The 25,063-nt window shown below is 44.8% G+C and carries 22 protein-coding genes and 2 tRNA genes; 6 read left to right on the plus strand and 18 right to left on the minus strand.

Annotation, left to right across the window (positions count from 1 at the left end):
- Window positions 1-3 precede the first annotated feature (3 nt).
- Entirely contained in the window at window positions 4-942 is a 939-nt protein-coding gene (argF, locus tag COPRO5265_RS05150) for an ornithine carbamoyltransferase (protein ID WP_012544822.1), read from the minus strand.
- A 1-nt stretch (window position 943) separates the two neighbouring features.
- Window positions 944-2,260, minus strand: coding sequence for a cyclic 2,3-diphosphoglycerate synthase (locus COPRO5265_RS05155; protein WP_012543835.1), 1,317 nt, complete (start codon window positions 2,258-2,260; stop codon window positions 944-946).
- A 69-nt stretch (window positions 2,261-2,329) separates the two neighbouring features.
- On the opposite strand from COPRO5265_RS05155, the gene COPRO5265_RS05160 reads away from it, so the two are divergent.
- The 3 genes from COPRO5265_RS05160 (at window position 2,330) to COPRO5265_RS05170 (ending at window position 5,533) form a co-directional block, all read left to right on the plus strand.
- Window positions 2,330-3,019, plus strand: a complete 690-nt coding sequence (locus COPRO5265_RS05160) for a WecB/TagA/CpsF family glycosyltransferase (RefSeq protein ID WP_143708108.1) — start codon at window positions 2,330-2,332, stop codon at window positions 3,017-3,019.
- Window positions 2,914-4,086, plus strand: a complete 1,173-nt coding sequence (locus COPRO5265_RS05165; RefSeq protein ID WP_236608191.1) for a CDP-glycerol glycerophosphotransferase family protein — start codon at window positions 2,914-2,916, stop codon at window positions 4,084-4,086. Before COPRO5265_RS05160 ends, COPRO5265_RS05165 begins: the two co-directional genes overlap by 106 nt.
- A 175-nt stretch (window positions 4,087-4,261) precedes the next feature.
- Entirely contained in the window at window positions 4,262-5,533 is a 1,272-nt protein-coding gene (locus tag COPRO5265_RS05170) for a radical SAM/SPASM domain-containing protein (protein WP_012543847.1), read from the plus strand.
- 15 nt (window positions 5,534-5,548) lie between these two features.
- Here COPRO5265_RS05170 and hflX read toward each other — a convergent pair whose 3' ends face one another.
- The 4 genes from hflX to COPRO5265_RS05190 all read right to left on the minus strand — a co-directional run bounded on the left by hflX (window position 5,549) and on the right by COPRO5265_RS05190 (window position 11,881).
- Window positions 5,549-6,622, minus strand: a complete 1,074-nt coding sequence (gene hflX, locus COPRO5265_RS05175) for a GTPase HflX (RefSeq protein WP_049750683.1) — start codon at window positions 6,620-6,622, stop codon at window positions 5,549-5,551.
- Complete coding sequence (gene mutL, locus COPRO5265_RS05180; protein ID WP_012544028.1) at window positions 6,619-8,247, minus strand: DNA mismatch repair endonuclease MutL; 1,629 nt, start codon at window positions 8,245-8,247, stop codon at window positions 6,619-6,621. Before mutL ends, hflX begins: the two co-directional genes overlap by 4 nt.
- A complete protein-coding gene (gene mutS / locus COPRO5265_RS05185) occupies window positions 8,247-10,583 on the minus strand; it encodes a DNA mismatch repair protein MutS (RefSeq protein WP_012543523.1) in 2,337 nt (778 codons plus the stop codon). The genes mutL and mutS overlap by 1 nt, the downstream gene beginning before the upstream one ends.
- A 158-nt stretch (window positions 10,584-10,741) precedes the next feature.
- A complete protein-coding gene (locus COPRO5265_RS05190; protein WP_012544512.1) occupies window positions 10,742-11,881 on the minus strand; it encodes an iron-containing alcohol dehydrogenase in 1,140 nt (379 codons plus the stop codon).
- Window positions 11,882-11,993: 112 nt separating this feature from the next.
- On the opposite strand from COPRO5265_RS05190, the gene COPRO5265_RS05195 reads away from it, so the two are divergent.
- Window positions 11,994-13,190 carry an amidase domain-containing protein gene (locus tag COPRO5265_RS05195; RefSeq protein ID WP_012543510.1) on the plus strand — a complete coding sequence of 399 codons (1,197 nt, stop codon included), beginning with the start codon at window positions 11,994-11,996 and terminating at the stop codon, window positions 13,188-13,190.
- A 22-nt stretch (window positions 13,191-13,212) separates the two neighbouring features.
- Here COPRO5265_RS05195 and COPRO5265_RS05200 read toward each other — a convergent pair whose 3' ends face one another.
- The gene (locus COPRO5265_RS05200; protein ID WP_012544411.1) at window positions 13,213-14,070 is read right to left on the minus strand and encodes a VIT1/CCC1 transporter family protein; all 858 of its coding nucleotides are present in this window, start codon (window positions 14,068-14,070) and stop codon (window positions 13,213-13,215) included.
- 101 nt (window positions 14,071-14,171) lie between these two features.
- Between COPRO5265_RS05200 and COPRO5265_RS05205 the strand changes: the two genes are divergently transcribed.
- Together COPRO5265_RS05205 and COPRO5265_RS05210 are read left to right on the plus strand one after the other, a co-directional pair.
- Window positions 14,172-14,627: a peroxiredoxin gene (locus tag COPRO5265_RS05205; RefSeq protein ID WP_012543765.1), complete on the plus strand. Its 456-nt coding sequence runs from the start codon at window positions 14,172-14,174 to the stop codon at window positions 14,625-14,627.
- 18 nt (window positions 14,628-14,645) lie between these two features.
- Window positions 14,646-15,134 carry a ferritin gene (locus COPRO5265_RS05210; protein ID WP_012544235.1) on the plus strand — a complete coding sequence of 163 codons (489 nt, stop codon included), beginning with the start codon at window positions 14,646-14,648 and terminating at the stop codon, window positions 15,132-15,134.
- Window positions 15,135-15,216: 82 nt separating this feature from the next.
- Here the strand turns inward: COPRO5265_RS05210 and COPRO5265_RS05215 are convergent.
- The 11 genes from COPRO5265_RS05215 to greA all read right to left on the minus strand — a co-directional run bounded on the left by COPRO5265_RS05215 (window position 15,217) and on the right by greA (window position 25,063).
- Window positions 15,217-15,292, minus strand: a tRNA-Asn gene (locus COPRO5265_RS05215).
- Window positions 15,293-15,395: 103 nt separating this feature from the next.
- Window positions 15,396-15,989, minus strand: a complete 594-nt coding sequence (locus tag COPRO5265_RS05220; protein WP_012544329.1) for a site-2 protease family protein — start codon at window positions 15,987-15,989, stop codon at window positions 15,396-15,398.
- A complete protein-coding gene (locus COPRO5265_RS05225; RefSeq protein ID WP_012544312.1) occupies window positions 15,986-17,761 on the minus strand; it encodes an ABC transporter ATP-binding protein in 1,776 nt (591 codons plus the stop codon). The genes COPRO5265_RS05220 and COPRO5265_RS05225 overlap by 4 nt, the downstream gene beginning before the upstream one ends.
- A complete protein-coding gene (locus COPRO5265_RS05230) occupies window positions 17,754-19,475 on the minus strand; it encodes an ABC transporter ATP-binding protein (RefSeq protein WP_234397940.1) in 1,722 nt (573 codons plus the stop codon). Before COPRO5265_RS05230 ends, COPRO5265_RS05225 begins: the two co-directional genes overlap by 8 nt.
- 88 nt (window positions 19,476-19,563) lie before the next feature.
- Window positions 19,564-20,250 (minus strand): nucleotide exchange factor GrpE, encoded by a 687-nt coding sequence (gene grpE, locus COPRO5265_RS05235; RefSeq protein WP_012544530.1) that lies wholly within the window; start codon window positions 20,248-20,250, stop codon window positions 19,564-19,566.
- Window positions 20,240-21,265 carry an S-methyl-5-thioribose-1-phosphate isomerase gene (gene mtnA, locus COPRO5265_RS05240; protein WP_012544679.1) on the minus strand — a complete coding sequence of 342 codons (1,026 nt, stop codon included), beginning with the start codon at window positions 21,263-21,265 and terminating at the stop codon, window positions 20,240-20,242. The genes grpE and mtnA overlap by 11 nt, the downstream gene beginning before the upstream one ends.
- Complete coding sequence (locus COPRO5265_RS07405) at window positions 21,262-21,807, minus strand: QueT transporter family protein (RefSeq protein ID WP_012544837.1); 546 nt, start codon at window positions 21,805-21,807, stop codon at window positions 21,262-21,264. The genes mtnA and COPRO5265_RS07405 overlap by 4 nt, the downstream gene beginning before the upstream one ends.
- On the minus strand, window positions 21,758-22,750 hold the full coding sequence (locus tag COPRO5265_RS05250) for an L-threonylcarbamoyladenylate synthase (protein ID WP_012544059.1): 993 nt from the start codon (window positions 22,748-22,750) through the stop codon (window positions 21,758-21,760). The genes COPRO5265_RS07405 and COPRO5265_RS05250 overlap by 50 nt, the downstream gene beginning before the upstream one ends.
- A gap of 22 nt (window positions 22,751-22,772) precedes the next feature.
- Window positions 22,773-22,848: transfer RNA gene (locus COPRO5265_RS05255), tRNA-Arg, on the minus strand.
- 245 nt (window positions 22,849-23,093) lie between these two features.
- Window positions 23,094-24,569 (minus strand): lysine--tRNA ligase, encoded by a 1,476-nt coding sequence (gene lysS, locus COPRO5265_RS05260; RefSeq protein ID WP_012544633.1) that lies wholly within the window; start codon window positions 24,567-24,569, stop codon window positions 23,094-23,096.
- 2 nt (window positions 24,570-24,571) lie between these two features.
- Entirely contained in the window at window positions 24,572-25,063 is a 492-nt protein-coding gene (gene greA, locus COPRO5265_RS05265) for a transcription elongation factor GreA (RefSeq protein ID WP_012543628.1), read from the minus strand.

The following is a 25,063-nucleotide window of genomic DNA, read 5'->3' on the forward strand; positions in this document are numbered from 1 at the left end:
GCACTAATCTCCCATTAACAAGGCCAAAATGGCTTTATGTGCATGCAATCTGTTTTCTGCTTCATCGAAAATGGCAGACTGAGGGCTGTCGGCTACTTCATCCACTACTTCTTCACCGCGATGGGCAGGCAAGCAATGAAGGAAGATGGCATTTTTGTCAGCATGACTCATCAGTTCTGGGTTAACTTGATACGGTTTAAAAATCTTAAGTCGCTCCTCGTGCTCTGCTTCTTGGCCCATGGAAGCCCAAACATCAGTGTAAACAGCGTTGGCTCCGGTAACCGCCTCTACAGGATCTCTTAGCACTTGTACAGAGCTACCATGCCTCGCAGCTAATTCCTTTGCTTTTTCCACATAGAAGGACTTTGGTTCATAACCCTGTGGTGTGGCAACCGCAATATCCATACCCACTAAACCTGCAGCCAGCAGTAACGAATGGGCGACATTATTGCCATCACCCACGTATGCCAACTTAAGCCCCTTCAAAGTGCCGAATTTTTCCCAGATGGTTAAGAAGTCTGCCAAAACTTGGCTGGGGTGCTCCTCATCCGACAAACCATTGATGACTGGTACACTTCCGTACTTTGCCAAATCCACTACATCTTGATGATCAAATACTCTTGCCATGATGCCGTCTACAAACCTGCTCAAAACTCGAGCCGTGTCAGCAATGGTTTCACCACGTCTGAGCTGCATATCGTTGGAAGACAGATAAAGCGCGTAGCCACCAAGCTGGTACATACCCACTTCAAAAGCCACACGCGTTCTTGTGGAAGGTTTCTGGAATATCATGGCAAGTGTTTTCCCCTTCAAGTACTCGTGCCTCTTCCCTGCTAAGGTCTCCAACTTCAGCAATTTAGCGAATTCCAAAAGCTCCCAAAACTCTTCCTCAGTGAGATCAGCAATGGAGAGTAAATCCCTTCCCTTAAGTTTTACAGACACGTTACCACCTCATTTTCTCCATGATAACGTCTTTGAGTGTGGGCTTCCCAATTTCTTCAAGCTCGTACATGACACGTACGATGGGTTTGTTTACCTTAACCAATCTGCTTATGTTTATGGGAGTGCCAGAAACGATGACATCAGCAGGAACTCTGTTCAAAGTCTCCTCAAGATCTTTGATTTGTCGTTCACTGTAACCCATGGCAGGTAGAACCTCTTCCACTTGTCCGTACTTTGCATAGGTTTCAGCAATGGTCCCCACAGCATATGGTTTTGGTGAAACAATCTCAGCTGCACCATACTTTATAGCAGCAATGTATCCGGCTCCATAGGACATGCCACCGTGGGTCAGCGTGGGTCCATCTTCTACTACTACGACACGCTTATTTGCAATTTGGGAGATGTCCTCAACAAAAAGTGGGGAAGCTGCATCGATAAAGATGGCTTGTGGATTGACGTGCCTTACATTTTCCCTGACTTCTTCAATATCTTCAAAGTTTGCCGTGTCTTCCTTGTTTATGACCACCACATCAGCCATGCGCACATTCACTTCACCTGGGTGATAAGCGATTTCGTGTCCAGGTCTGTGAGGATCAACAACGGTAATCATGAGATCCGGCTTATAGAATGGAAAGTCGTTGTTGCCTCCATCCCATATAACAACGTCCGCCTCTTGCTCAGCTTGTCTGAGTATGGCTTCATAGTCCACTCCCGCATAAACTATTGCGCCGCGGTCAATATGTGGCTCATACTCTTCGCGCTCTTCAATGGTGCACTTATGATAATCAAGATCATCATAGGTGGCAAAACGCTGCACCTTCTGAGCCACCAAGTCACCGTAGGGCATGGGATGCCTTACCACAACGACCTTTTTACCCAGATCACGAAGTATTTCAACAACGCGGCGGGTAGTCTGGCTCTTTCCAGACCCGGTTCTGCCAGCGCATACGGCAATTACGGGCTTGCTGGATTCAACCATGGTCTGCTTAGGCCCGAGAAGCATGAAAGAAGCTCCTGCAACCATGGCTTGCGAAGCCTTGTGCATAACGTATTCGTGTGCAACGTCAGAGTAGCTAAACACTACCAAGTCCACATTGAATTTCTTAATAAGCTCATCCAACTGAGACTCTGGATAAATGTCGATACCATTTGGATAAAGAGAGCCTGCCAATTCTGCAGGGTACTTCCTGCCTTCAATGTTGGGAATCTGAGTAGCTGTGAAAGCGACTACTTCGTATTCTTCGTTGTCCCTGAAAAACACGTTAAAGTTGTGAAAATCGCGTCCAGCAGCCCCCATGATAATGACTTTCTTCTTCATGTGAACACCTCCTATGTAGTTACTACGGACTCAATGATGAAGTTTATTCCGATGTTAAAATTATATACAATGAAGAGCTTTTTTTTCTGCGGTATTCGCGTGGACAAAGTGGACTTTTCGGAGATATACGACAGTATACAAGATGATGCTTCAGTATACGTAGTTAAACAAGTAATCACATTAAATCCTGAAATCGCCTATGACAGCTGGCATAATGAAGAACTACATAAAGCACTTTTTGATGCCTCTTTCGTTATTCCCGATGGAACGGGGATTGTGATGGCAGCAAAAAGAAAAGGCTATTATCTACAAAGGCAACCCGGTATTGAGCTTGCGGAATACCTCCTCTCTAAAGGCGAAAACCTGTCTTTCTTTTTCTATGGAGCTCAGCCAGGTGTGGCTCACAAAGCTGTGGAAAACCTAAAAAAACGCTACAAGTTCAAGTTGGCTGGCATTGAACACGGCTATTCAAGTGAAGCCGAAGCCCTAAAAAAGATACAAGAAAGCGGTGCAGATGTACTGCTGGTGGCCACGGGCGCCCCGAAGCAAGATCTGTTTATATATAGGAATAAAGAAAAACTTGGAGTAAAATTGGCATTGGGAATTGGCGGTAGTTTTGACGTATGGGCAGGAATAAAAAAGAGAGCACCCAAATGGATGAGAAAACTCCATCTGGAATGGCTATGGAGAGCAGGATTAAACCCGAACCGCTGGAAACGGCTGGCAAAGGCATTTCGGTTTACTCTGATATGCAGATAGGGTTCCTGTGCACTACGCCATTCCACTACTATTTATTTGAGCCTGTTAAGAAACTCTTGAGCAATAGTAACTACGTTTTGGTAGAATCCAATCCTCGTCAATACAGATCTGCACGAGAATTCTTTAGAGACAGGCATGTGTTTGACGCAGTGGAAAACCCGCAAGTGATAAAAGATTTTGACGTATTGGTTTGCCCTTTTCTGATGCCTCTGGTTTACAAAGAAAATCAAGAAAAAATATTTGTGCGCATGGTTTATGGTTTGAGTAAAGCCACTTGGAACTACGGTTGGTGGAATATGTTGTTTGACGAATTTCTAGTTTATGGTAACTACGATGCAAAGATTCTGTCTTTTTATGGACCAACGGTGAAAATTGGCAATCCGAAATTTGACGATTGGTTCAATGGCAACGTTGAACCATACCCAGTAGAGCCAAACAAGAAAACCATATTGTACTTACCCACTTATGATGATTTGTCCACATTGTCTTGGGTGCTACCTGTTTTAAGCAAGATGGCAGAAAACTTCAATGTGATACTCAAGACCCACCATGGGACAAACGCCTCAGAACTAAAGAAAGTCTTTTCAAGAGTGGAAATACTGGGAGGCGACGTGGACATCTTGCCCCTACTAGCTTCGGCCGATGTGGTAGTCTCCGATTACTCTGGCGCCATTTTCGATGCTATCTTGGCCGAAAAGCCCTTGGTTTTAGCTGATATACCGGGAGCTGAAACGTTCCCAAGTACCACGCCTAGCAGCTTGGAGCACGTAGTGCGTAACTACGCACTGCACACCAGCGACCAAGCTTTACTACGTGATTACATAGTGCAGGCGCTGGAGGAAGATCCTTACTTGGAAAAGCGTAAGGAAGTAGCTCAAGAATGGTTTGCTGTACGTGACGGAACGAGCGGGCAAAGAGCCGCTCAAGCCATAGTCAATGCACAGAAAGATCAGCGTGAAGAAAAACGTTTTGTACAAAAGGCTTTGCTGACATCAACTGAGTTCAACAAGGACCTTTATAAGAAAAAAGCTGAGCGCTTCCTGGGAAAATATTTTTCTTGGCTATAATGTTAAAATGAAAGCGTGTTTTCTTAAGTTAAGGAAACTGAGGAGGTGCAAAACAAACTATGGTAAGAGTGATTATAAAGAACGAACTGCAGAAAGAAGAAGATTTTAAAGGCGCTTGCCAAACAGCCTGCAAAACGTCAGCAACTGTGAGCAACGTCACCTTCGAACCTGAGCAGTGAGTCTTTACCCATTTTCTCTTTTAGGCCGTTTCTTCGTCGTCCACGAAGAAACGGGCTCTTTTTTTGAAGTTGACCAGGAAGTTTTTGAAAACGTTCAGCAAGGCGAATGCCCTGATGAGCTCACAGCTGTGTTACCTGAGCAGCCCACCTTGGAATGGCTCAGAAACCAACTTGAACAGAGACCAAGGCAGCTTAGTGCGTTGTGTCTGAACGTAACTCATACTTGCAACATGGCTTGCAAATACTGTTTTGCTCAGCAGGGAAACTACGGTGGTCAGCAGGCTGTCATGGACTTTGCCGTTGCAAAGGATGCTGTGGACTTACTCATGAAAAGCTCTTCTTCCTGGGCAGATATTGATTTTTTTGGTGGTGAGCCGCTTATTGCTTGGGACACCGTTGAGCAAACCCTAGCTTATGCCACAGAAAGAGCCATGGCAAAGAACAAGAAAGTAAGGTTTTCTCTGACCACTAATGGACTGCTACTAACCCCGGATAAGCTGGATGTACTTGATCGGTACAATGTAAATCTGACATTGTCACTGGATGGTCCAAGGGTGGTTCATGACAAGTTTCGCGTTGACAGAGCAGGAGATGGCACCTTCGACAAGGTCATTGAAGCTTTCAAAGAGGTAGAGCGGAGACGCCAAGGGAAAAACTACTACGTACGAGGCACTTTCACCCATGACACACTGAATTTCTCAGAGTCTGTCACGTTTTTGGTGGATCAGGGTTTCAAGACCATTTCTATGGAGCCAGTAACAGGCGAAGGGCTACCATGGAGCATAAAATGGTCTGATTTGCCCATAATTGAGCAGCAGTACGAAAAGTTAGCAAATTTCTATTTGATGCGCGCTAAGGAAGGAAATGATAAGAGATTTTACTTTTACCACTTTGAGCTCAACCCAATGAATCCACCCTCAGTGTTAAGGCGTTTTACTGGTTGTGGAGCTGGTGTGGAATACCTCGCGGTAAACCCAAAGGGAGATATCTTCCCCTGTCACCAATTTGACAACGTCCTGTCATACAAAATGGGTAACGTTGGACAAGCTGCGGTAAAGCCACATCCTGATTTTGTGAAAGCCCACGCACTCAACAAAAAACATTGTCAAGGATGCTGGGCAAGAGCTTTGTGCGGTGGCGGTTGCCATGCAGATAGCTTTTTCACCACGGGGAACATATGGGGCCAGAACCCCCTAAGCTGTGAAATTGTAAGAATGAGGCTTCGGTACGCCTTGGCAGTTAATGCTGTCTTGCAGGACTTTACCTAGAATGAGCGATTGTCACTAAGTGACAGCGTCGTTATCCACAGTTAGTAAAGCTGAAACCACAGCATTCTTTAGCTCATCCAGATTAGTTCCCTTTAGGGCAGAAACGGAAATACCGTCTTGTAATACGGGGCCCTTGTACAGGTCTAGCTTGTTATACACCTTAATCACGGGTCTGTCGCCCGCACCTAGTTCTTCGAGAATGCGCATGACTGTTCTTTCCTGCTCATCCATGATGGGGCTGCTAAGGTCAATAACATGGAGTATGAGGTCGCTGTAACGAATCACTTCTAAGGTGGACTTAAAAGCGTCTAATACTTTTTCAGGCATGAAATTGACAAAACCAACAGTGTCTACCAAGATTACTGGTTTGCCTTCCAGGTTAAGAAACCGTCGGTGTCGAGTGTCCAGCGTGGCAAAAACTTTATCATCAGCGTAACTAGGCTTTGACGTTTTCGAAAAGGCGTTAAGCAAGGTGGACTTACCAGCATTGGTGTAACCCACAATCGATACTTGCATGGTATTACGAACTCTTTGTTTGCTCGTAGTGACTCTACGAGCCTCAGCTTCCTTGAGCTCTTTTTCCAGTTTCCTTATGCGTCCTCTGATTACACGTTTTAGGATCTCCAGCTTGGTTTCACCAGGTCCTCTGGTACCAATTCCTCCACCCAAACGAGACATGACTCCACCTAATCCGTAAATCCTTGGATACAAGTAATTCAACCCAGCCAATTCCACCTGAAGTTTACTTTCTTTTGTCACAGCACGCCTTCGGAAGATTTCCAAAATGACCTGTGTTCTGTCCCACACCTGAGCAGGTTCAAGCATTGCCTCCAATGCCCTTACTTGCCTTGGGGAGAGTTCTTCATTAAATATGACCGCATCCACACCCAAATCCTTAACCATGGCAGAGAGCTCCTTTACCTTGCCCTCCCCCATAAAGTACTTAACATCAGGCTCCCTCTTTTGAATGACTACTGACTCAACCTCAAATCCGATAACTTTTGCAAGTTCTTTGATCTCCTGAATGTCGTAATCCAGAAGGGCGCTGTCTATGTGGTTATGTAGCAAATAAGCAATAACCGCTTTCATCTGTTAAACAACCTCTCTATGAGTGCTTCATCCAGTTTGACCACCGCAGGTCTGCCATGTGGATCATAGCTCACGTCCAGTACTTTCAAACCCTCAACAACCAGTGCTTCTATTTCCATGGGTGAAAGCTTCTGCCCGGCTTTCACAGCTGATTTGCATGCTAGATCAGCTCTTGTCTTCTCAATGTTGCCCTTTATGCTTTCCAAATCGTCAATTATTACGTCTAAAGAACGGCTCAAAAGGAGTAGAGAAGGCACAGCTTTAATAAGATAACCTCCCCTAACCTGCTGAAGTTCAAAGCCCATCTCTGTTAAAGCTTGCGCTGTTTCCTCATCCACGCTACAAAACAAAGGTTCCAGCAAAAACTGCACTCCATAAAGGCTGGATAACCTCCAGTAATTTATCTTTTCGTTTACTGCATGCTGATCCCAAAGTTCGTAAACACCATCTCTTTTAATAAGAATGTATGTATCATACAGATAATCCTTGATTTCAAAACCTTTTGAAACTGCAGAGCCCACGTCCTTCTGGTTTTGCAACACTTCTTTTTGGAACAGCATGTAGTTCTCACGCATTGTTTCACTAACTACGGTAGGCGCGTCATTTGGCGTGGTAGTCCACGCTTCTGATTGATAATGCGGCATTCCACCATTAGTCTTAAAATCAATGCCAAGCCCTCCAGCTTCACCCCTAACTTGAGTGATAAGCTCTTGAAGTGCCTGCCTAAGCCATACTTGAGATTTAAACCTAATATCCAGTTTTTGAGGATGCACGTTCACATCCACCTGATCTGGTTCAACGTTAAGACGAAGAACCATTACGGGCAGATTAGCTCCTCCCCACATGTCTTTGAGTATGCGAAGCACTTGGAAGTAGGCAGAACCTTTAATGAGTCGGCCATTCACAGACAAAATCAGTTCTCCAACTATGTTGGGGTTTAAATAAATGTCCAATTCGCCCTGCGAAGCTGTGAAAGCACGAAATTGGGCTTTTTGACCAAATAAGCTGTAGAACCGCTCCTCCGCAGATAACTGCGGTGGGACATGCCAAATGACGCCTTTTTCGCTGGTGAAAGTCCACTGAACATTTGGGTAAATGAGTACCATGGACTGCAGGAACTTCTGGATATGGGAAAATTCTGTGGAAGCAGACCGAAGAAATTTCTTACGGGCTGGCAGATTAAAGAACAGATCACGAACGATGACACGAGTACCTTTAGGAGATGCCACAGGCTTGCATAGTAAGAGTTCGCCGCCTCTTATGCGTAGCTGACCTGAAGTTTCCCCGTCACAGCTGAAAATGGTCAAATCAGCCACATCAGCAATACTTGCCAAAGCTTCACCCCGGAACCCAAGTGTAGCAATGCTATCTAAATCCTCAACTGAGCCAATCTTACTTGTGGTAAAACGCTTTACAGCCAATGGCAACTCTTCAAAAGGCATGCCACAGCCGTTATCGCTGACCATGATTTCATCCAAGCCGCCGTTAATCACTGAGACCCTTATGTCAGTGGCACCTGCATCCAGCGCGTTTTCTACCAATTCCTTGACCACAGATACTGGACGTTCTATGACTTCTCCAGCTGCAATCTTTGATCTGACTTCCAATGGCAGTTCTCTAATCATTAAAACAACCTCATCTGTTTCGCCTCAGGTTTTTGAAATAGATCCTGACTACTTAGTTTTTGAAACACCTTACTTGCCTCGCTTAGGACATTAGGAGGTACGCCAGCTAAAGCTGCCACCTCCAGACCGTAGGCTTTATCTGAGACGCCTTGTTCGATTCTGTAAAGGAATGTGAGTCCCTCTTCAGTCTCAGCCACTTGTGCTGCCAAAAAGAGCACTGGCAGGTCAGCAGAGAGCTCAGCTATTTCAGGGTAATGTGTGGAGATAAGCGCGAAAGGCTTATGCTTCCTCATGGAAAGCTCCTTTATGACAGCCCACGCGATGGCTAATCCGTCAGCCACAGCAGTGCCTCTACCTACTTCATCCATGACCACCAAGGAATACTCGTCGCTCTCACGCAAAATGCGTGCTATTTGCGTCATTTCCACCATGAAAGTACTACGGCCGTAGATAATTTCGTCAGCAGCACCCATGCGAGCAAATATTTTCTTGGTTAAGGGAACAACAGCTTCCTGAGCTGGCACAAAACTTCCCATGTGCGCCAACAAAACGATTATGGCAGTTTGCCTCAGGAACGTGGACTTCCCAGCCATATTAGGGCCGGTTACCAAAGCCGTACGCACACTTCCATCAAGCTCCACACTGTTCGGCACAAAAGGAACATCGCTGTACCATTCCACCACGGGATGTTTGCCATTCTTTATCCTTAGTATCCTCTCTGGGACAATTTGCGGCTTTGTCCAACCCATTTTTCTCGCTGCCAGACTCAGCGACGCAGCAACGTCCACGTAAGCTATCCACTCCGCCGCACGGCGCAAATACGAAAGGCTATCAGCCAGTTTTTTTACTAATTCAGCAAACAGTTCTTTTTCTTTTTCCTCAATACGGCTGTAAGCGTCTTGTACTCGAGATTCAAATTCTAAAAGCTCCTTGGTTACAAAGCGTTCTGCATTTACCAAGGTTTGCCTCTTCATGTAATAGGGAGGTACATCCTTAGATCTGGATTTTGGCACCTCAATGTAGTAGCCAAAAGTGTCATTGTATCCAACCTTGAGATTCTTTATACCCGTTCTTTCTTTTTCAGTGCTTTCAAACTCTGCTAACCACTTTTGACTTTCCCTAGCAAATGATAGCAATTCCCCAAAATCTGCGTCCCAATCAGGCTTTATTACATCGCCAGAACCTATTTCTGCATCTACGCCGGTCAAGCTCTCATTCAAAAGCTCTAGAACATTGCTAACATCGGACACCGATTTGCTCACTAAATCCCGTACCTGAGAAGATAAAAGCTGCTCATACCGCTGCAAGCCCTCTTTGATGTCCAGAAGATGTTTCACCTTAACGTTGCTGCCTTCCTGAATAACACTGCAGATCCTCTCAAGGTCGGCAATCCCTCTAAGCTTCACGCGAACGTCCTCTAAAACCGAAGGATGCATCACAAAAAACTCTACCAAATCAAGGTGACTATTGATTTTTTCAATGTTTGACCAAGGTGCTATGAGGCGCCTGTAGAGTTCACGGTGCCCCATGGCGGTTAACGTACTATCGAGCAGTTCAAGAAGCGACCCTTTTTTCGAGTTAGTCACAGGATTGTAAACCAGCTCCAAAGCTCTAACCGCTTCAGGTGGAATTTGAATATGATCCTGCTCTTCACTTCTTAAATGCAGTTCGGGACTGGCTTTTAGCTCCATTAGGTAGCGCTTGCCTATTTCCTCTAAGCTTGGAGCATCATCCACTACCGTGACCACCAAGTTATATAGCTTCTCTAGAAGTTTCTTGATTAATGGGTGGTCAGCTGATGTGTTGGGTACTAGTAGTTCCCTGGGCATGAACGTATAAAAGTAGTCCTCCACTGTATTGGTGCCTTCAGTAACGGGGATCTTCTCCAACATGAAATCGCCAGTACTGACGTCCAAGAACAAAAGTTCAAACATTTGATGTTTTACCCGTAGTATGGCTAACCAAACATGTTCTTGTGTCCCTTCCACAAAGGTGCTAGGCGTGTAAATGCGTATGATGTCTCGTTTCACCAAACCCTTGGCTTTTCGGGGATCTTCCATTTGCTCACAAACGGCCACTTTAAACCCTTCACTCACCAACCTGCTCACATAGGATTCAAAAGCATGGTGAGGCACACCGCACATGGGCACTTTGTTGCCCTTGCCAAACTCTCTGGATGTTAAGACAATCTGCAATACTTCTGATGCTTTCACAGCATCGTCGTAGAAAAACTCGTAGAAATCACCCAGGCGGAAGGCTAAAAGTATGTCATTACCCACTTCCCGCTTCAGTTCCCAGTACTGAGCGGCCATGGGTGTAAGTTCTCTATCCTTCATAATCGTCTGTTTATATTCTAAACGTTTTTCCTCCCTTTACTGGCACTTTCCAATACCACGTATGATGCTCTTGTTTTCCCTTTCTCCTTTCAAGTAGTTGCCACTTTTCACTTACACTTTTTATTACCTACACCTATTAGATTATTAGAATAAATTCGCTAATAGGCTATCTCCAAGATTTTCTCTACATCTTCTTGGGCAAGCTCTTTCACGGTACCCAATTTACCCAGCTGCGTAGCGTTTTGAGCAATTGCCGGAATTTCAGATTTTTCAAGATTCAATTCCCTAAGACTGATTGGTAGCCCCCACCTCTTGTAGGTTGATTTTAGTCTTTCTACAGCCGTCAATACATCGTCAGTGTCCCAAACGTTTCTTGCCCAGCGTCTAAAAGTGGGCTCATTTTCTTTCCAAACATGGGTTATCCACGCAGGAAAAACCACAGCTAAACCGGCACCATGCGCCACCTCAGGATGCAAGGCACTTATGGCATGTTCAATATCGTGGCTAGCCCAGTCGCCTTTAAGCTGAGCAGCACTCACACCATTTAAAGCCAGCGTGGCTGCCCAAGCTAAGTTTGCTCTTGCCTCCAAATCATCCTCATTGAGCATGAGTTTGTCAGTGGCATCGATGATGGCTTTGGTCAGTGCCTCATCCACGTAGAGTGTGGTTTCATTGCCGCCACCACTGAAATAGCTTTCCATGATGTGAGACAAAGCATCGCAAGCACCGTTAGCTGTTTGGTTCCAAGGAAGGGTTCGCTGCACAGAAGGGTCAATAATGCTCACTTTGGGATAAACCAGTGGACTGTGATTACCTAATTTTTGCTTGGTCTCCTCGTTCGTTATGACAAAGTTACCGTTGCATTCAGACCCCGTAGCAGAAATAGTTAACACAACAAAAAGGGGAAGTGCTTGCTTGATTTTCTCTTTTCCCAAGAAGGATGCCCATACATCATCCAAGTAAATGCCAGAAGCGATAGCTTTTGCAGTGTCAATAACACTACCACCACCTACAGCCAGGACTCCATCGACTCCACTTTCTTTAGCCAAAGATATACCTTCCATGACCTTACTGAGCACTGGATTTGGGACTACACCCCAAAGCTCAACCCAATCAATACCTTGTTCCTGAAGAGATGCTATGACGGTGTCGTAAACCCCATTTTTCTTTATGGAACCACCACCAGCAACGAGTAGCACTTTCTTTACATTGGACTTTTTAATCTCAGATCCGACTTCTTTTATCCTACCCACACCAAAGAGAACTCTTGTTGGGGTATAAAACGTAAAATTGATCATGTAAGTGTTCACCTCCAACAGTGATATACCTTACAAAGCTTAAGTATATTCAATTAAAACAGTTGATTGCGTGTGTGTTTCTTTTCAGAAAGCCACATGGTAAACTGAGCTTATGAAGACTAAGGTTGTCGCTCTTTTGTGTTTAGTTGTGTTCTTTTTGGCAGGATGCAGCCCCGCTGCAAATGGTAATGTCACCAGTTCTAGTAGTGCAAGAGCTGAGGGTGGAAAATACGAAGGGCAACCACCATTACCCGAAACGCCCCAGCAAACGTTAGAGCGGTACATCATCAACACCTATAAACGCAACTATGAAACTTTTTACCAAGTGGACAGCGTTTCTTTGACCTTCGTGAGCGAAAACACAAACAAAAATACCTATACAGCTACTGTTTTAATGAAAGCAGTGAAAACGCTAAAGTACAAGACAGTGGATGAGCTTCCCTTCATAAAAGGTGCTCTAGGTGCTTTAGGTCTGCAAAGCTACCCATACTTAGAGGAGCAGAACCAAAAAGTGGAACTTATAAAGCAAAAGAACAAGAATCTTTCAGCCTCGACACTGACAAATGTGGTTACTTACCTGGATAGAACATATGATGAACTCGCTCGGTACATAGGCAAGAAATACGACAGTTATATGTTTCTGTACGTGACCGCATCTCTGACCGCATCAAATACCTTGAGCGAAAACAACCTTAAGGTACTGGTGGAACAACCACAATACCAGCGAATAGAACTTAAAGACTTCAAACCACTATCTGCTCAAACCATGTACGACCTTGGAAAACAGAGCATGCAAAGAGTCCTAAACGGAACGACCATACCTCTAAAGAACATGTACTACGACCCTTGGAAAGTGGTTGAGTACGCTGATAAATACACCAGCAACGCTACCACAGTGTGCCCAGGAACCGTCATCGCTAACGATAAGACAAAGTGGAATAACGAGCAGTGGCCTTACTACGATTTCTTGTGCAGCACCGATTGCGCAGATTTCGCTTCTCAAGCTTTGAACTATGCAGGATTGCCGGTAGAGCCTGGTAAATGGCAGCGGCTAAAAGACGCTGCAAACGGCTGGGCGTGGACAAGTTCTTCAGGGCTTAGACGTTACTTACTTCAACAAAAGAAGGTAGTTCGCTCAGTAAAAAGCTGGGAAATAAGAGCGGGTGGCCTTATGATGGCTGACCAAGGACACACCATGATAGTAGTCAGGAATGATACCATTGAGATACTCACTAACGCTCACACCAATGATCGCTATCATGAACCTGTTTTGCCGCAAGATAACTGGTATTACTTAAACAGTTGGTAGTGCAGTACAACACAGTAGCTATTCAAACAGAGATACCAAACACACGTCGTGCCAGTTCTCCTATGCCAAAGGAAATTAGAGAAACTCCAAATACGACTAAAAGCATCTGCAGAAAAGTGCCCTCAAAAGATTTTTCATGTATTACGGAAGCGAAACCAGCATAGTAAACTACTACAAGTAGTCCGATGCCCACTGTAAACACAAAAGCGGTAACAGCGTCACCTATAAAGAAGTATGGTAGCACAAGAGCCAACACCACCACGAAGTAGGCAATTAAAGTGTAAATGGCAGCCTTCATTGGGTTAGGCTTTCCATCAGCAACTTGAGACAAATACTCCGATGCTGCCATGGAAAGTGAAGCAGCAACCCCAGTAATTAATCCCGCAATGCCAACAGTTTGAGATACCCGCAAAGCGAAACTCAGCCCTGCCAGTGTACCTGTAATTTCCACCAGTGCATCGTTCAAACCCAAAACAATGGAACCTAAGTAGGACAGTTTCTCTTCCTCGATAAGCTTATACAGGGTTTCTTCATGCTTCTCTTCGTCTTTATAAATGGCTTCTGCTTGAGTATATTGGGAAGCAATACCTTTGTAGGCGAGCTCTGCGCTTTCCTCTCCCTTTTCCATGAGTTTTATGGTAAAGGTGACACCAAATATGAGTGCCAGCAAGGAGTAGTAAAACACTTTTAGCCAGTTTATGTTCACATCTTGACCGCTGATTTCACGCCACATTTGGTAGTGCTTAAGTTCGTCATTTCTGATTCTGTTTAAAATCTCTTTGTTCTTCCCCTTCGCCAATTTACTTAAAAAACCGTAAACCTGCGCCTCAGTAATCTCATTGCGTTGAAAATTCAAAACCACATCTAAGCCCTCTTTCATAGCCTATAAAGCACCTCCTGTCTTTGGATATATTCTCGCATGCATAGTAAAGAATAAGTGTGCAGGATTTTGGGTATTCCCTTTTTAGAGGTGATAAAAATATGTTAACAGTGGGAAGTTCAGCACCAGACTTTGAATTAACCGATCATAATCTAAAAAGAGTTAGACTGTCCTCGCTCAAAGGAAAAGTTGTTCTGGCTTTTTACCCTGGAGCATTTACTGGCGTATGCACTAAGGAAATGTGCACCTTCCGAGACATGATGGCTAGATTCAACGAACTTGAGGCAACAGTCTTAGGAATAAGCGTAGATACACCTTTTGCTAACAAAGCCTTTGCAGAGCACAACGGCATTGAGTTCTCCTTACTATCGGATTTTGGCGGAGAAGTAGCAAAACAATACGGTGGAGTTCACACTGATTTTGCCGGTGTTCCTAACTATACTGCGGCGAAAAGAGCAGTGTTTATTGTGGAAGACGGAAAAGTGACTTACGCATGGGTGAGCGAAGACCCAGGTAAGGAACCACCTTACGAAGAAATTGTGAAAGCCTTAGAATAGGCAGGGAGGTAGATTAGCTTGCTTACAGAAACAGTAGAAAAAGCTTTAAACGAACAGATTAATAAGGAACTCTTCTCAGCTTACTTGTATTTATCCATGGCTGCTGACTTTGAGTCTAAGAATTTGGCTGGGTTTGCTAAATGGATGAAAGCACAATCCGCGGAAGAGCTCAACCATGCCATGAAACTTTTTAACTACGTGCTGGAACGTGGGGGGCACGTGGAGCTTATGGCCATCGAGAAGCCTCAGCAAACATGGGAGTCGCCTTTGAAGGTTTTCCAAGACGCCTATGACCATGAAAGGTTTATCACCCAGTCCATCTACAGCCTTCTTGAAATAGCACAGTCGGCGAAAGACTATGGCACCATGGAGTTTTTGCAGTGGTATGTGAAAGAACAAGTGGAAGAGGAAGCTCAGGCTGAGCATGTAATGAAAAAGCTTGAAATGATAAACGATGCACCAGCAGGTTTGCTCATGCTGGACCATGAACTTGGCCAAAGAGAATAAACCACTCGCACCCAATAAACGTTATGACAAAGAGCCCCCAAATCAACGGGGGCTCTTTGTTTTTCACATGACAAAATAAAAATGGCTCCGGAGGCAGGACTCGAACCTGCAACCAACGGATTAACAGTCCGCTGCTCTGCCGATTGAGCTACTCCGGAACCGACTGTTATTATTATAGCATTGACACGGAGCTTGTCAATAGAGGCTGACAAACCAACGCTTGAAGTACAAAGAACCTATTGACTTAAGCATGCAGCTTCTTCACAAAATGAGGTTCGCAATGCTAATAAAAGCTCTGTAAACCAAGTTAAAGTAGCCGTTGAAGAAGTTCAGCGCGAGCAATAAGAATACGATGAAAAACCCGTACCGATCAAATGCCATTGCTCTTGCTCTGGTTTCAAAAGAGAAGAAGCTGAGAAGAATCTTGCTGCCATCCAATGGTGGCAAAGGAATTAAGTTAAAAGCCATAAGCCAAAAGTTGACCAACGATAACTGCAGTAGCACCGACCACGGAATAAACTTGTACAGTACCAACAAAAGCAAGCTTAGGACAAAATTCGTAAAAACACCAGCAACACTTACTAAGAAAAGACCCTTCGAGTCAAGCTTATACAAATTTATGGGCACAGGTTTTGCCCAACCAAACAACACTGGAGACCCCATGATGTACAGAAGGAGCGGCAAAACAACAGTTCCCATCAGGTCGATATGAGCTAGCGGATCAAGCGTTAATCTTCCGCTCAGGTACGCAGTGTCATCACCAGAGATACGTGCTGCGTAGCCATGAGCAACTTCATGCAAGATTACACAGTACATGAACAGAACAAAAAACAAGATTTGATTTAACAGGTTCATTCCATCACTCCCGCAGTACCAGCCATGAGCTGGGTGGTGTAAAGTTCATAGTAAAATCCTTTCTTCGCTATTAATTCTTGATGAGTTCCCGATTCTATCACCCTTCCATGGTTAATTACGATTATTTTATCAGCTTCTTGAATGGTGCTCAGCCTGTGAGCAATGACCACAGTTGTGCGCCCGGCCATTAGCCGCGGCAATGCGTTCTGAATTAAACGTTCTGTATCGGTATCGATGTTTGCAGTCGCTTCATCTAGCAAAAGAAGCTTTGGTTTGTGGTACAGAGCCCTGGCAAAAGCTATAAGCTGCCTTTGGCCCTGAGAAAGGTTGGCGCCTTCAGGAGCCAACATGTAGTCCAAACCGCCCGGTAAGTTCATAACGAAGTCAGCATTCACTATTCTTAGTATTTCTTCCAGTTCCTCATCGGTGGCGTTGTCCCATAGCGTTATATTGTTCCTTACGGTATCGTGGAAAAGCTGTACTTCCTGAAGTACCAAAGCCAAATTATGACGGTACTCCTCGATATTCCATTCCCTTAGTTCTACATCGTCCACGAAAACATTTCCGTCATAGTTATCATAGAAACCAATAAGTAAATTCAAAATGGTTGATTTGCCAGCACCTGTTGGCCCAACAATGGCTAACGTTTGCCCCTGCCCAAGATCAAAGGAAACATCTTTAAGAACCGGTTCTTCACCATAGGCAAAACTCACTGAATCGAAAGCAACGTCCCCATGGAGTGGTCCAGCATAGTCTTTTCCTTTGTACTCCACTTCCTTGACTTCCATGACGTCCATGATCTTTTCTAGAGACGCGAAGGCTGTTTGGAAAAGCGTAAACTTATCGGAAAAATCTGCAATGGGGTCGAACATCATAGGCAGGAGCTGGAAGAAAGAAACCAGTGTGCCCACGGTAACCAGTCCCCTTGAGATGAGGTAACCGCCATACAATAGAACCAGTGCACGACTGAGCTCTCTGAGAAAACTCACTGAGGGGTAAAAGAAAACTCTTAATCGAGCTGCTTGCAACTGGTATTTGTAGTGTTCCTGGTTTATGACATCATATTCCTCTTCACACAGCGGCTCTCTGGTAAAAGCCTTTACTACCACAAAGCCCGAAAGCATTTCCTGAGTATATACATTCATACGCGAGACCACACGTCGAATAACACGCCACACACGCCTAAGAGCAAAACCCAGTACTTGCAGCATGATGCCCACAGGTACCACAGCTAATAACACCACCAAAGTAAGGCGCCAGTTCATAAGCAGCATCATGATAAAAATGCTGACCAACAGGAAAACGTCTGCAATTAAAGACACGAAACCGGCACTTATCATTTCGTTGAGGTTTGCTACGTCATTAGTTACACGCGTTACCAACTTTCCAACAGGATTTCTGCTGAAGAAATCTACTTTCAAAGACATGAGGTATTTCATTAAATCCACACGAAGCTGCCAAGTAATCTTCTGACCAAAAACACTGCTAAGATACATCTGAGTCCAGCTGAAAGCAAAGTAAGCGCCCAATAGTACGAGGTAAATAATTAGTAAAGTGCCTAAGCCGTTGAAGTTCATAACTTTTATGTGATCGTCAATGATGATTTTAAAGATATAAGGCTGGAGTACAGAACTTATTGCCGAACCGAGGGTAGCTAGCAGTGTAACAATTATAACTGCCAAATGTGGTCTTATGTAAGGCCACAGAAACGCTAACAGTTCCTTGTCGTTGTGGTGCCGCGTCTGTTCTTCTTGTTCTAAAACATCATCCATGGACTAACCCCTCCAGCACTTGAATTCTATAAAGGTGAGCCAGATACCCCTGTTGTTTTATGAGCTCAGCAGGAGGACCAAATTCTTTGGTGCTACCGCTTATTAGCACGTAAACTCTGTCCGTGGGTAGCAGAGCGCTAATTCTGTGGCTAACTAAGATTACACTCTTATTGTTTAAACGAGCATAGTCCACCAGATTCTTGACCAACTGTTCCTCAGTAACCGTATCTAGAGCAGAAAAAGCATCGTCCAGCATGAGAACAGGCCTGTCAGCTAACAAGGCACGTGCTATTGCCATGCGCTGTTTTTGACCACCGGACAAAGTGAGTCCTCTTTCACCAATGAGGGTGTCCAGACCTTGCGGTAGCAGCCTAATATCCTCTGCCAAGCAAGCTACTTCAAGGGCCTCCCAGATTTGCTCATCTGTGGCTAACGGATTCCCAAACTTTAGGTTGTCACGAACCGTCATGGAGAACAGGTAAATACTCTGAGGTACGTAGGTTACCAAAGATCTGAGTTCCTTGAGTGGTATGTGCCTGACGTCTACGCCATTTACAAAAACCGTATTTTCCGGTGGTTCCAGCACTCTTATAAGAAGTTTTGTAAGGGTGGATTTTCCACTACCAATAGGACCAGCAATACCAATTAACTCACCAGCATTTACCTCTAAATGCACGTTCTCAAGAACTTTGCGATCACCATAAGAAAAATGCAAGTTTTTGACTTCCAGCTTTTCAAACTTATCAACATGGTGACAGGGTTCAAAACAAGGAACCTCTTTGGGCGCCAATATGATGTCCTCTATCCTCTTCATAGAGGCGTTGGCGCGTTGCAGGTTCGACAAACCAAATCCAATCGCCATCATGGGCCACAAGAGCAATCCAATGTAGTTAACATAAGAAACCAATGTTCCTAACTCCAGGCGTCCCGTCTGAAGCTCCCTAATGCCTACCCAGATTACCAAAAGCGTGGAAATACCTGCAAAAAGGCCTGTTATGGGCCCAAACAGAGCATCTAGACGCACTTCTCTTAAGTAATACTTGTAGTAATCAGCATTCACTGATTCAAAAATACCTATGGCTTTGTGGCCTTTTCCAAAAGCACGCAGCACTCTAATATTAGTAAGAAACTCTTGGACACGCTCGGTAAGAGAGCCAAAAGTATCTTGAATTTTCTTGAAGAAAACAAAAATATACCGGCTAAAGAAAATAGTGAAAATGGTCACACCAATTAGAGGAACAACTGCATACCAAAACAGCATCCTATCTAGTAAGAGCATCATCACAATGGTGCTAACACCTAATACTAAAACGTCTATTAAGCTTATAAGGCCCATTTGCATAAATTGTCTAATCGCATGCAAGTCGTTGGTGAGTCTGCTCATAAGGTCTCCAATATCGTAATCATAAAGGAACTCATTAGGTACCTTCAAAAGTTCGCTGAAAGTCTTCTTTCTTAGGTCATAGTCAAATACTAGTGCCATGCGCTGAAGTATGTAGCGATACGCATAACGCATAAGCGTCATGCACACTACAAGCGCCAGGTATATGTAAGCATAACGAGCCACATTAGATTCAAGGGCCGTAACAGCATTAACGAAGTCACCCAAGATCAAAGGAAGATAGACCTGCACTGCATCAACGCCGATAAGCAAACCTAAAGCAATTACATAAAACCAGACATGCTCTTTGACAAATCGCAAAATTCTTCTCATATACTAATATTACATTAACATGGCTTGCGAATATATAGGTACTTGTCCTAGATTTATGGACAAAACATCAGTGAAAAAGATATGGAGATCAGCAGGAAGATTCCTTTCCTATGACCACCAATGCTGGCCTCAGCAGTGTATCGCCAATTTTGTAACCCTTTCGCACCACTTTTATGATTTTATTTTCTGGCCCTTCTGCATACCCAAGGAATTCATGCCAATTAGGATCAAAAACTTCGCCTTCCTTACCCACTTCAACGACGCCGTACTTTTCTAAAACTGAAACAAGCTGGCTTCTAATCAACCTTAACCCGTTGTTTTCGCCATCATGCTCCAAGGCGTGATCTAAGGTATCAAGTATGGGAAATAGATCTCGAGCCATGGATTCTGCTAAGAGTCTCTCCTTTTTCTCTTGGTCGCGCTTAAGGGCTTCTTTTGCCAATGCAAATTCATGTTTCATTTTCAGGAGAAATTCCTCAAGCTCCCTATGCTGCTGCTCCAAAACTGCAATCTTCTCTTGAAGTGTCAACCTTTCAGTTTCAAGTTGCTCCAGTTTTTTAGAAAGCTCATTGTTATTCGTGTTGGTTTGGTCCTTGCTTGCCTCTTTAGCCTCACTGTTTTGTTTTTGCGCGGGATTAGATCCATTATCATGTTGAACGTTCTGAAAACCTTCAGCAGGTTCTTCAGTGTTTTCGAATGCCTGATTCTTACTACTCTTCTCTGAGTCAAAAGAAGAAGCTTTTACTTCCTCGTTTGTTTTCTGCTTATCGTCCAATGTAGTTCACCTCCGCGAAGGGTGCCTTCAAAATACCTTGTTCTGTGATGTACCCATCAATCAAAGACGCTGGCGTAACGTCAAAAGCGTAGTTCAATGCCCGACTGCCTTTAGGAGCAATCCTTACACCGTGAATCTGTAAAACCTCTTCAGGGTCTCTTTCTTCCACTACGATGCCATTACCATTAGCTATGGTCATGTCAAAACTGCTGGTAGGAGCAGCAACGTAAAAATCTATGCCATAATGCTTGGCAGCAATAGCGAGCATAAGCGTTCCTACTTTATTGGCGGTATCCCCATTTCTAACCACACGATCTGCACCAACCACCACAGCGTCCACCTTACCCAAAGACATTAAATAGGTTGCTGCATTGTCAGTGATTATGTAGTGGGGAACGTTCTCTTTAAGAAGTTCCCACGCAGATAATCTTGCCCCCTGAAGAACAGGTCTGGTTTCGCACAGGTAAGCTACATCCAGATCACCTTTAGAATGTTTCACTTTTATGATGCCCAAGGCAGTGCCTATGCCCCCAGTTGCCAGTGTTCCAGTATTACATATGGTCAGTATGCGGCGCTTACCCTTAAGCAGGTCTGCCCCATGCATAGCTAGGCTTAAATCATCGTTTCTTAACCTGCTTTCCAAAGAGAGTACCTTCTCGTAAACTATGGCAGCCACTTCATAAGGCTCGGCTGTCATGGGGATATCCTCCAAAATGGATTCCACTTCTTTTTTTAGGTTCACGGCAGTAGGCCTTGCGTTAACCAGTAAGTCTACCCTTCTCTGCAGTTCTTCCCAGAAGAGTGCAGACTTTTCACTTTCAAGAACTGCAAAGAGTAGACCATATGCGCCTGCTAAACCCAATAGTGGAGCTCCTCTGACCCTCAAAGCCTTTATAGCTTCGATAAGTTCGTCCAATGTTTTTACTTGAACATAACGCTCCTCATCGGGTAATAATGTTTGATCCAGCAAGAAAAGTGTTCCAGTTTCCCTATCGTATTGCAAAGGTTGAATCACTTTAGTACCCTCCCTTTTATGGTCCTAATAAGTGGTATACCCAAAAAAGCTACAACGCAAAACTCCTCTATGAAAATGGTTGCAGCGTAGGACCAGTAAATACTACTTACAAACACTCCGCCGATGCTTGAAGAACTTAACCCCATAGCTCCAATTAGAATGATAAACGGAACGGCAAGTGCATTTACCACCGACACTGCCAAAGCAGCTATCCACTCAGAATAGCCTTTCTTACCTATCCATCTAACCGCACTTAAGGCAACAAAGCTGGCCAACGTGCCAAATACCCAGTCAATGATGCCGTAGGGACTACCAAGATTGCTGAGTAATGTGCCCACCGTCAATCCAAAAACGGTTTCACCCCAAATGAGAGGTAGTAACGTTAAACTTTCTGAGACTCTGAATTGCAATGGGCCAAAAGCTAAATTGAAAACACTGGAAAGATAAGTAAGAACGACATAAAGTGCAGCCACAAGCCCTGTTCTAGCTACTTTAATTAGCCAACTTTCTTGACGCACCAGCGGCTTTTCGGACTCGCTCATTGTAGGCAATACCAATACCCTCCTCGTCCATGAGCTGTACATAAGCAGTTCGGCCAAATTGTTCGGCTTGCCGTAAGGCCATGTAAATACGGGCAGCAGCGGAATGCTGATCAGAGCCCAGACTGATGAATATGATGTTGGGTTTTCCAGACAAAATGGAAGCCAGACCATCTAAAGCGATCACTGTTATGTCTTGGTTTGGCGGGAGTTCGTCAACGTCACGGAAAAGAAAAACTGGTACGTTTGGGGCATAGTGCCTGTATTTCATGCCAGGAGAGGGCACTGCGCCATTTTCCTCAATTTTTCCTACGTATTCAACTGAAACATGGCCATGTGCTTCAAGCATTTCGCGAGTTACCGCACCGGGGCGGTATATTTTCCAAGGTTCCTCCCTTACATCAACCACCGTAGATTCAAGACCAACTAAGGTTGGACCAGCATCCAAGATGAGCACATCGTCACCAAAATCTTGGTAAACATGCTCAGCGGTTGTAGGTGAAGGCCTACCACTCTTGTTTGCGCTGGGCGCCGCAATTGGACCGGCACATCTTATGAGTGATAAAGCCACAGGATGAGCAGGCATTCTAATTGCCACGCTTTCCAATCCTCCTCGCGTAACCAAAGGCACGCTCTCTTTTGCTTGCAGAATGACACTAAGAGGGCCGGGCCAAAAAACTTCCATAACTTTTCTTGCCTTTTCAGGAACCTCCGTCACTAAGTCGTAAACTTGGCTTAAGTCAGAAACGTGCACAATTAGGGGATTATCCGTAGGGCGTCCTTTCAAGTGAAAAATCTTTCTTACTGCCTCCTCATTGGTGGCAATAGCACCTAAGCCATAAACGGTCTCGGTGGGAAATGCCACCACAAAGCCATCAAGCAGAACTTGACATGCCTTTCTAATTAAGCTTTGCTCTGGTTTCAAAGGATCGACTTTCAAGACCACGCAAATACACCACTCTCTTTAATGGCGCGCCCGAGAGGACTCGAACCTCCAACCTTCGGCTCCGGAGGCCGACGCTCTATCCGTTGAGCTACGGGCGCGTTTAATTCGCAGTGCTACACAATACGTTGTTCGTACAAAAAACCTCTTACGCGCCAAACTAGAAAAGTCAAAAGACTTAAATGCGTAAGCTTCTCTGCCCGTTCATCCTTATTATATTAAAAACTCAATACTGTTACAAAGTTACCTGCTTAATCTAGCTGTCGCCAGCGCCAATAAACAATAGTGAACCACACGGGGCTTTGCGGCCATTTGCGGCAGCAGAGCCTTACTTCCAAGACAGGTGCTACTGATCAAGCTCCGTGATTTCTACCACGGCTTCCGTGGACTTCGGCCTTAACGTGGGGAACCAAATCACGTCTTTTATGTTCTCTGCCTCTGTTAGTAGCATGACTAACCTATCTATGCCCACGCCAAGTCCTCCTGTGGGCGGCAGACCATATTCCAGTGCTACTACGAAATCCTCATCCATGAGTATGACTTCTTCTTCACCTTGTTCCTTTAGTTTCATCTGCTCCTCAAAACGTGCCTTTTGGTCAAATGGGTCTTGAAGCTCTGAAAAAGCGTTCGCCATTTCCATGCCAGCCACAAAAAGCTCAAAACGATACACAAATCGCGGATCGTCTGGCTTTCTCTTAGCAAGCGGGCTTATCTCCACAGGATAATCGAGAACAAATGTGGGATCAACCAAATGAGGCTGAACAAGTTCATCAAACAGCTTTTGTATGATATTCTCCCAGGTTGGCGTTTTCGTCATTTCTATGCCATTTGCCTTCATAACGGCCGTGGCCTTTTCCAGTGTATCCAGATCGCTCCAGTCCAAATTAGCAATGTGTTTAAAAGCTTCTTTAAACGTAAGACGCTTAAAAGGACGGCTTAAGTTGACCGTCATTCCCTTAAAACTCACGCACTCGGCCGCACCGCTAACCTGAGCTGCAGCGCTGAATATGTCCTCAGTTATTCGCATCATGTCTTCGTAGTCACCCGGGGTTTGATAAAGCTCCAGCATGGTGAATTCAGGATTGTGATTCTGGTCAATGCCCTCATTTCGGAAGTTTTTGCCCAGCTCGAAGACCTTATGAACACCACCCACTACAAGACGTTTCAGATAAAGTTCCGGAGCAATGCGCAAGTAAAGATCTATGTCCAAAGCATTGTGGTGCGTGACGAATGGCTTAGCACTGGCACCGCTGGGTATGGGTTGAAGAATGGGCGTCTCCACTTCTACAAAACCTTTGGACCACAGCAGCTCACGAATGGCTTTTATGATATCAGCTCTTTTACGAAAACGTTCACGAGAATCATCGTCGATGATAAGGTCCAAATACCTCTGACGATAACGCACTTCTGGGTCCTTTACACCATGCCATTTTTCTGGTAAAGGCCTAAGGCATTTGCTCTGCAGCCTGAAGTCTTCTACATCCAACGTGAGCTCTCCACGGCCCGTATGATAAACACTACCCCTAACGTAGATGACGTCTCCCACATCAATAAACTTCTTGAAAAAGTCGTATTTGTCACCCAACACGTCTTTTCGGAAGCTAATCTGCAACCTTCCAGTGAAGTCCTTGAGGTCAGCGAAGGTGAGTTTGCCATGCTGACGTATGCTGGTAACACGAGCCATAACGCTGAAATTATCACCATCTGACGCCTGTCGCACCTTGGAAATAGGCACAACATCTCTGATCACGACGCCAAAGGGATCAATACCTAACTGTTTTAGTTGCTCAAGCTTACTAAGTCTGACCTCACGTTCTTCCATGGCTACGGCACCACTATGTCCAGGATTTCATAAACTGCCTTGCTTCCATTACGAAGCTTAATTTCAACACGGTCGCCTCTTTTGCGGCCAAGAAGTCTGCTACCCAGAGGGGACTTTGAGGAAATCTTCCCCGAGAAGGGATCGACTTCTTCAGAATTACCCACAATGATGAACGATTCTTCTCGACCAGCACTTTCATCAAGCACCAACACTTTAGTGCCAACAGAAACTTGATCCAACGCCAAATCCTCCGCCTTCACTACTCTGGCATTGTAAACGAGCGTCTCAAGGCGAGCTATGCGCTCTTCCAACAAAGCCTGCTCTTCCTTAGCCGCCTCGAACTCGGAATTCTCTGAGAGATCGCCCAAAGCTCTCGCTTCCTGAATCTTTTCAGCAACTTCTTTTCTCTTTACTTCCTTGAGGTATTTTAATTCCTCTAAAATCTTCTTGTATCCTTCCTCGGTCAAAATTGCTTCTTCTTCTACTCTTCTCAT

This window comes from Coprothermobacter proteolyticus DSM 5265, assembly GCF_000020945.1.
Classification (GTDB): domain Bacteria; phylum Coprothermobacterota; class Coprothermobacteria; order Coprothermobacterales; family Coprothermobacteraceae; genus Coprothermobacter; species Coprothermobacter proteolyticus.

Bases quoted from the DNA above. Each gene is read 5' to 3' on its own strand.
- lysS (WP_012544633.1), bottom strand. From the start codon at position 24,569: ATGGAAGAACGTGAGGTCAGACTTAGTAAGCTTGAGCAACTAAAACAG.
- COPRO5265_RS05220 (WP_012544329.1), bottom strand. From the start codon at position 15,989: ATGAACCTGTTAAATCAAATCTTGTTTTTTGTTCTGTTCATGTACTGT.
- hflX (WP_049750683.1), bottom strand. From the start codon at position 6,622: ATGAAAGCGGTTATTGCTTATTTGCTACATAACCACATAGACAGCGCC.
- COPRO5265_RS07405 (WP_012544837.1), bottom strand. From the start codon at position 21,807: ATGAGCGAGTCCGAAAAGCCGCTGGTGCGTCAAGAAAGTTGGCTAATT.
- COPRO5265_RS05230 (WP_234397940.1), bottom strand. From the start codon at position 19,475: ATGAGAAGAATTTTGCGATTTGTCAAAGAGCATGTCTGGTTTTATGTA.
- COPRO5265_RS05205 (WP_012543765.1), top strand. From the start codon at position 14,172: ATGTTAACAGTGGGAAGTTCAGCACCAGACTTTGAATTAACCGATCAT.
- COPRO5265_RS05165 (WP_236608191.1), top strand. From the start codon at position 2,914: ATGGATGAGAAAACTCCATCTGGAATGGCTATGGAGAGCAGGATTAAA.
- COPRO5265_RS05195 (WP_012543510.1), top strand. From the start codon at position 11,994: ATGAAGACTAAGGTTGTCGCTCTTTTGTGTTTAGTTGTGTTCTTTTTG.
- COPRO5265_RS05200 (WP_012544411.1), bottom strand. From the start codon at position 14,070: ATGAAAGAGGGCTTAGATGTGGTTTTGAATTTTCAACGCAATGAGATT.
- COPRO5265_RS05155 (WP_012543835.1), bottom strand. From the start codon at position 2,260: ATGAAGAAGAAAGTCATTATCATGGGGGCTGCTGGACGCGATTTTCAC.
- mutS (WP_012543523.1), bottom strand. From the start codon at position 10,583: ATGAAGGATAGAGAACTTACACCCATGGCCGCTCAGTACTGGGAACTG.
- COPRO5265_RS05160 (WP_143708108.1), top strand. From the start codon at position 2,330: ATGAAGAGCTTTTTTTTCTGCGGTATTCGCGTGGACAAAGTGGACTTT.
- COPRO5265_RS05225 (WP_012544312.1), bottom strand. From the start codon at position 17,761: ATGGATGATGTTTTAGAACAAGAAGAACAGACGCGGCACCACAACGAC.
- COPRO5265_RS05190 (WP_012544512.1), bottom strand. From the start codon at position 11,881: ATGATCAATTTTACGTTTTATACCCCAACAAGAGTTCTCTTTGGTGTG.
- greA (WP_012543628.1), bottom strand. From the start codon at position 25,063: ATGAGAAGAGTAGAAGAAGAAGCAATTTTGACCGAGGAAGGATACAAG.
- mutL (WP_012544028.1), bottom strand. From the start codon at position 8,247: ATGATTAGAGAACTGCCATTGGAAGTCAGATCAAAGATTGCAGCTGGA.